Source organism: Glutamicibacter sp. AOP12-B1-11, from assembly GCF_052379245.1.
Lineage (GTDB): Bacteria > Actinomycetota > Actinomycetes > Actinomycetales > Micrococcaceae > Glutamicibacter.
In genome coordinates this window covers 1-5,688 of sequence record NZ_JBQSYL010000060.1, presented here as the reverse complement: position 1 = coordinate 5,688, position 5,688 = coordinate 1, and the positions used below count along the sequence as shown (strand labels likewise).

Below are 5,688 nucleotides of genomic sequence, written 5' to 3'. Positions count from 1 at the left end.
TCCCAAATGCTGTGAACGTCAACACGCGAACCATCGAGCTTCGCCGGGCGCAGCAGCCGAACAAGAATTAGTTCTTGACGGCGGAGAGACTTGCGAATCTTTGTCCTCCCCTTACGACGAAAGGCTACTCTTCTATGGGTGCTTCAGGGTTAACACTCCAATTTGAAATCATTGCCTTGGTGGCGCTCTGCGTTGTCTTGCTGCTTGATTTGCTCTATGTGGTCAAGCGGCCGCACGAACCATCGATGAAGGAAGCCGGCCTCTTCGTTGGCTTCTACATCGCACTAGCAATAATTTTCGGTGGCATTGTCTGGTGGCAGGCAGGCTCTCAGCTAGGCCAGGAATTCTACGCCGGCTGGATTACCGAATACTCGTTGTCGATTGACAACCTCTTTGTCTTTATCATCATCATGACCCGCTTTGCGGTGCCGCGTAAGTACCAGCAAGAGGTGCTGATGTTCGGCATCATCATCGCACTGGTATTGCGCGCAATCTTCATTCTTGCCGGCGCTGCGATGATCGAGCACTTCTCCTGGATCTTCTACATCTTCGGCGCGTTCTTGCTCTGGACCGCATGGCACCAGCTGAAGGACAGTGACGACGAGGACGAAGACAGTGATAGCGGTCTGATCAAGAAGCTGACCAGCAAGATGCCATTCGCCAAGGAATACGACGGCAACAAGCTGCGTTCCGTGGTTGACGGTAAGAAGCTGTTCACTCCAATGGTGATGGTCTTCATTACCATCGGCATGACCGACCTGTTGTTCGCCGTGGACTCGATTCCTGCGATCTTCGGTCTGACCAACTCGGCGTTTATCGTCTTCACCGCGAATATCTTCGCGTTGATGGGTCTGCGTCAGTTGTACTTCCTGCTCGGTGGTTTGATGAACCGTTTGGTCTTCCTGAAGCACGCACTGAGCTTCATCTTGGCCTTCATCGGCGTCAAGCTGGTTTTCCATGCTCTGCATGAAAATGAAGTGCCTTTTATCAACGGTGGCAACCCTATCGAACTGGCGTGGCTAGATATTGGTACAACATTTTCACTGATCGTCATACTAACGACGATTATCGTTGCGACCGTACTGTCGTTGTGGACGCCTTTGGGGAGAAGAGCTGCTGCCAAGGCCGAAGCTCAGAAGAAAATGGAATCTTAGGGAATGGAAATGTGCGTCCGTTTCACAGTGCTGCCAGATGTAGATGAGGCAGCAAGTTCATAGTTCTTCTGTGAATGCGGATTAGGATCATTTTGGCCAGGTAATCAGAAACTCGAAAGCCCCGGTACCCCGGGGCTTTTCCGAAGTCCATTGCATTGAGTGTCCAAGGTCCTCTGCACAGCGATTTCGCGTCCGGAAGGGGAACCCTATACGGGGCATCCGAACCTTATTTCGGTGGTCCCCGATATTAATTGGTCAACTGAGCAGTTATTTCGGTCCTGTCCTTCGACCTTGAGATGGGCAGCGCCGCTAAACTACATACGATTGGATTATCGCTGGAATTGCGGTGGCGACAGAGACCAACGCGAGTACACCAATCCCATACCCGATTACCAACGCGAAAATAGCCAGCCAGCGCCCCTTCCCACCGGAATGCGCAATCTGGTTCAATGCAACATGCCCAGCACCTACGGCAAAGATTGCCAATCCTGAAAGTCCTAAGAACCAAAGGCCTACGAGTGCCACCACGGACAACATCAAGGACGCCACCGATAGCTTGTTTAGGCTCTCCACGTCTGTATGAATCGCTTCTTCATGGGTAGGCATTACGTTCCTCCGTGTCTCGGTGTTCGGTTCGTGTTTATGCATGAGCCTAGCTCGAATCGCCACAAGAGGAACGCTCACTGGGAAAGGATTTCTCATCCTGCCGTCAAATCGTGGTGGCCAGGGAACTTTCGTGAACGCTTCCCCGGTATTCCACCCGTGGACCATCAGGAGCTATTGGTCATGGGTGCCAGTTGGAACGGCCTGAAGGGTTAGCCAACTGCCTGGGTCATGACACCGCGCTGCTGACCTCGCACAACTGCACCGGCCCCGTCAGATCGTCGAGTGCATGGTTGAGCTCATCGATCCGTTCCTGTGCGGCGGCTCGAAGCCTGGTGCCGACGACCGCCCAGTCCGTTGGGGACGGCTCCTGTGGCAAGCCGGTCAAGAGCTCCGAAATTTCCACCACCGACATCCCCACCCGTTGGGCCACTCGAATCACCTTGATCCGACAGGCATCTTCTTCGCCAAAGCGGCGCTGGTTCCCTGAGGTTCGCTCACCGGTGATCAAGCCATGCTTGTCGTAAAACCGCACGGCCGAGGCATTGACCTTGCTGGCGTGGGCCAGGTCCGAAACCGTCATTGATTTTGTGGACATTGCGCCGTGAAACCTCCCGAATTGACTTCAACCTTTGTTCAAGTCTTAGCATTGCAGCATGACCGAACGCAACCAGGTTGAGACCAGCCACGAGCCCCGGAGCCCCCTAATTGGTGGGTCGGTGGCACTCATTGCAGCAAGCATGCTCACCGTCATGGCGGGCGCAACGATCTCCCCGGCGCTGCCCAAAATGGCCGAACACTTCTCAGGGGTCGAGAATGCAGGCTTCCTGGTCAAACTCGTCGTCACCATCACCGCCCTGTCGATAGCAATCTCCGCCCCGGTGCTGGGCTGGCTCAACGACAGGTTCAGCAGGGCCCTCGTGCTCAAGCTCTCCGTCATCCTCTACGCGATCGCCGGATCGGCGGGACTGTGGATTGATGACCTGGCGGTACTCATGGTGTCTCGCTCGATCCTCGGTGTCGCCGTGGCAGGTGCCATGACGGCCTCCACCGCATTGATTTCCGAATGGTTCACCGGTGAGCGGCGATCCAGGATGTTCGGCCTGCAGGCCGCAGCAAGTGGGCTCGGTGGAGCCGTGTTCCTGTCCCTAGGCGGTGCGCTGGCGGACATCAGCTGGAACGCGGCCTTCGCGGTCTACCTCTTATCGCTGCCGGTCGCCGTCCTCGTCGCCTGGAAAGTCACCGACCCGCCTTCCTTACCAACAAGCAAAACCGCCCACCAATCGCTACCGAGCCCCAAGGCCACGGGGCTCATTGCGGGAATTGTGGTCCTCGCGTTCGTGATCCAGATTGTCTTCTACGTCGTACCGACCCAACTGCCCTTCCTCCTCGGGACAATGGATGTCGATGCCTCGACTACGGGGTTGGTGATCGGCTGGATGGTCCTGGTTCAGGCCCTCGCCAGCCTGGGCTACCGCTGGGTGTCCCGGCTGGGATTCCGCAATGTCGCGTTGCTCAGCATGGTGCTGATGTCGGCCGGCATGGCAACGGTTGGCACCTCCGAATCCATCGCCCAGGTGGTGGCAGGCCTGAGCATTTCGGCGCTCGGCGTCGGGCTCGTCATGCCCAACCTCAATTCGTGGATCTCGGTCAGCACCTCGTCCGCGAATCGGGCCCAAGCGATTGGGGCGTTGATCTCTGCCATGTTCCTGGGGCAATTCGCTTCACCCCTCATCGCCGAGATGATCATTCGCGGCGGCGGCACCGCCCAGGCGTTCCTCGCCGCGGCGGTCCTCGCACTGGTGACGGCAGGTGCGGTCTTCGCCATTTCTACCTCCAAAATCCGGCAATCCACCTCACGAAAGAAGGCCAAGGACTCATGACGCCCAAGGTCTCCCTCATCATTGATATCGCCTGCACCTGGTCCTACATCGCATTCGAGCGCGTGGCCAGCGTGATCTCCGACCAGGGCGGGGACCTGGACACCTACCCGCTCGGCTTCTTGCCGCACCAGCTCGACCCCTCCGCGACAACGACCGGTGAGCCGCTGCTGCGCGTGCTCCGTGAACGGTTTGGTCCGGGCGTGGATCAGGAGAACGAGCGTGTGAGGGCCATCGCGGCCATGGATGGGATCACCCTCGACTATGCCAGCGGTATCCACTCCAACACCTTCGACGCCCATCGGGCCATCTACGATGCAAGCCAAGCCGGGCGCGGTGCATCTATGGTCCGGGCACTCTTCCGGGCGCATTTTTCCGAGGGAAAGAACATTGCCGACCCTATATTCCTTGAAGCCACGGCACAGGGACTTGGCGTCGAGCTGACCCGAGACGAGAGCACGCGGCATGTCCGTGAATCGCTCGACTTCGTCCGCGAAAAGAAGATCTCCGCGGTTCCCGTCCTGCTCTGGGAATCCGGGGCAACACTGACGGGCATGCACAGCAAAGGCGACCTGGCAGACCTACTCCACTGACAACCACCACACTTCAACAGCAAGGAAATCCCCATGAAAATTGGAATCATCGTAGGTAGCACCCGCCCGGGACGTCGATCCATCGTGGTCGCCGAATGGATAAAAAACATTGCAGACCAACGCGAGGGCCACGAGTTCATCCTGCTGGATCTGCTTGACTACAACCTCCCCCACCTGGACGAAACAATTCCCGCAGCCATGGGAAAACCGTACGGACACGAGCACACTCGCGCGTGGTCCGAATCGGTCGCCTCCTGTGATGGGTTCATCATCGTCACCCCCGAATACAACCACTCGATTCCGGGGGTCCTGAAGGATGCTTTGGACTACCTGTTTGGCGAGTGGCACAACAAGGCCATTGGCTTCGTCGGCTACGGCCTGTTGGGTGGTGCCAGGGCGGTTGAGCACCTGCGGACCATCTCCGCAGAGTTGATGCTCGCCGATGTGCGGGCGCAAGTCGCATTGTCCCTCTTCGCCGACTTCGTGGACATGGAGATCCTGGATCCCGGCGATCACCATGTGGGCACCGCGAATCAGATGCTGGATCAGCTGTTGGGGTGGAGTGGGGCCTTGGCCCGGCTCCGGGAATCAACGGCGGATGCGTCGTCGTTCATCGAAGCCTAAAGGAGGCGGGGGAAGCCGACGTTGGGGAGGCAGGCGAAAAATCAGAGGCGTCATGTGGCAGATTCCGTATGAGGAACGCTGTACCGGGCAAACAATCCCAGACCGAACGTTAATCTATAGTTTCGTCAGGAGAAGGTTTCTAACGCCTTCTGCTTGTGCTCAAGTTCCCTTGATGACCTGCATTTACCGGACGGTTTCTCCCTGCACGCTGGGGATGAGGATGTTCTCATGAATTCTGGTCCATCCTTGGGATTCCAAAGTGCGGGTATCAGCGTTATCTCGAACCAAGGAAGCTGACATGTTGCTTGGCATGGTCGAGGCAGTGACAATCAGGTCTGCTGCTCCCATGCCGCCGCAACCTGCAAACCATTGAGGGTCTGTTCCTGGTGGAACGACAATTATGCAACCTACCGAAGAATCATGGGACGCAGCAGCAAAATATCGTACCTGTTTGTGGGTTGTCAGAAGTCGTGAACTTTCCGCGTCAACAGTGTCGTCGAGCTCAACTCCCGTAGGCAGGACGTCGGCCGGCGTGCTCTGTGTCTCCAACGCCCGAATCCCGGTGTGCGATGAACATGCGCCGAGTGGCAACAATAAGCCGATACAAATGGCTCCGGAGAAAATCCTGCGAATACTCATTTTCATACCCCTTCAAACGGACGTTATTGCAAGGGTATCTCAGTATCGGATTGGTAAGCCGAAGAATCCAATCGCGTGATTCGGGACGGAAGGGGATGCTTGGGAAAATGTTATCCATGACCCAATCCTGCCAGAAGCGCGGATCTAATACTGCGTGACAGAGATGAAAATTCAAGTGTCCCATATGCCGGTCCC

At 56.9% G+C, this 5,688-nt stretch carries 6 protein-coding genes; 4 read left to right on the top strand and 2 right to left on the bottom strand.

All coding sequences use genetic code 11. The features are described from left to right. The first annotated feature begins 134 nt into the window (after window positions 1-134). Window positions 135-1,154, top strand: coding sequence for a TerC/Alx family metal homeostasis membrane protein (locus ACT3UQ_RS19415; protein WP_444637786.1), 1,020 nt, complete (start codon window positions 135-137; stop codon window positions 1,152-1,154). 309 nt (window positions 1,155-1,463) lie between these two features. Here the strand turns inward: ACT3UQ_RS19415 and ACT3UQ_RS19410 are convergent, their stop codons facing one another. Next, window positions 1,464-1,760, bottom strand: a complete 297-nt coding sequence (locus ACT3UQ_RS19410; RefSeq protein WP_096253783.1) for a DUF4190 domain-containing protein — start codon at window positions 1,758-1,760, stop codon at window positions 1,464-1,466. 226 nt (window positions 1,761-1,986) lie between these two features. After that, window positions 1,987-2,355, bottom strand: coding sequence for a MerR family transcriptional regulator (locus tag ACT3UQ_RS19405; RefSeq protein ID WP_096179046.1), 369 nt, complete (start codon window positions 2,353-2,355; stop codon window positions 1,987-1,989). A gap of 58 nt (window positions 2,356-2,413) precedes the next feature. Between ACT3UQ_RS19405 and ACT3UQ_RS19400 the strand changes: the two genes are divergently transcribed. Genes ACT3UQ_RS19400 through ACT3UQ_RS19390 form a run of 3 tightly spaced genes read left to right on the top strand, consistent with a single transcriptional unit; the run spans window position 2,414 to window position 4,854 of the window. Then, complete coding sequence (locus tag ACT3UQ_RS19400; protein ID WP_443439221.1) at window positions 2,414-3,640, top strand: MFS transporter; 1,227 nt, start codon at window positions 2,414-2,416, stop codon at window positions 3,638-3,640. Further along, entirely contained in the window at window positions 3,637-4,230 is a 594-nt protein-coding gene (locus ACT3UQ_RS19395) for a DsbA family protein (protein WP_444637785.1), read from the top strand. The genes ACT3UQ_RS19400 and ACT3UQ_RS19395 overlap by 4 nt, the downstream gene beginning before the upstream one ends. A gap of 33 nt (window positions 4,231-4,263) precedes the next feature. Continuing rightward, window positions 4,264-4,854, top strand: coding sequence for an NADPH-dependent FMN reductase (locus ACT3UQ_RS19390; protein WP_096179050.1), 591 nt, complete (start codon window positions 4,264-4,266; stop codon window positions 4,852-4,854). The last annotated feature ends 834 nt before the right edge of the window (window positions 4,855-5,688 follow it).

Bases quoted from the DNA above. Each gene is read 5' to 3' on its own strand.
- ACT3UQ_RS19395 (WP_444637785.1), top strand. From the start codon at position 3,637: ATGACGCCCAAGGTCTCCCTCATCATTGATATCGCCTGCACCTGGTCC.
- ACT3UQ_RS19390 (WP_096179050.1), top strand. From the start codon at position 4,264: ATGAAAATTGGAATCATCGTAGGTAGCACCCGCCCGGGACGTCGATCC.
- ACT3UQ_RS19415 (WP_444637786.1), top strand. From the start codon at position 135: ATGGGTGCTTCAGGGTTAACACTCCAATTTGAAATCATTGCCTTGGTG.
- ACT3UQ_RS19400 (WP_443439221.1), top strand. From the start codon at position 2,414: ATGACCGAACGCAACCAGGTTGAGACCAGCCACGAGCCCCGGAGCCCC.
- ACT3UQ_RS19405 (WP_096179046.1), bottom strand. From the start codon at position 2,355: ATGTCCACAAAATCAATGACGGTTTCGGACCTGGCCCACGCCAGCAAG.
- ACT3UQ_RS19410 (WP_096253783.1), bottom strand. From the start codon at position 1,760: ATGCCTACCCATGAAGAAGCGATTCATACAGACGTGGAGAGCCTAAAC.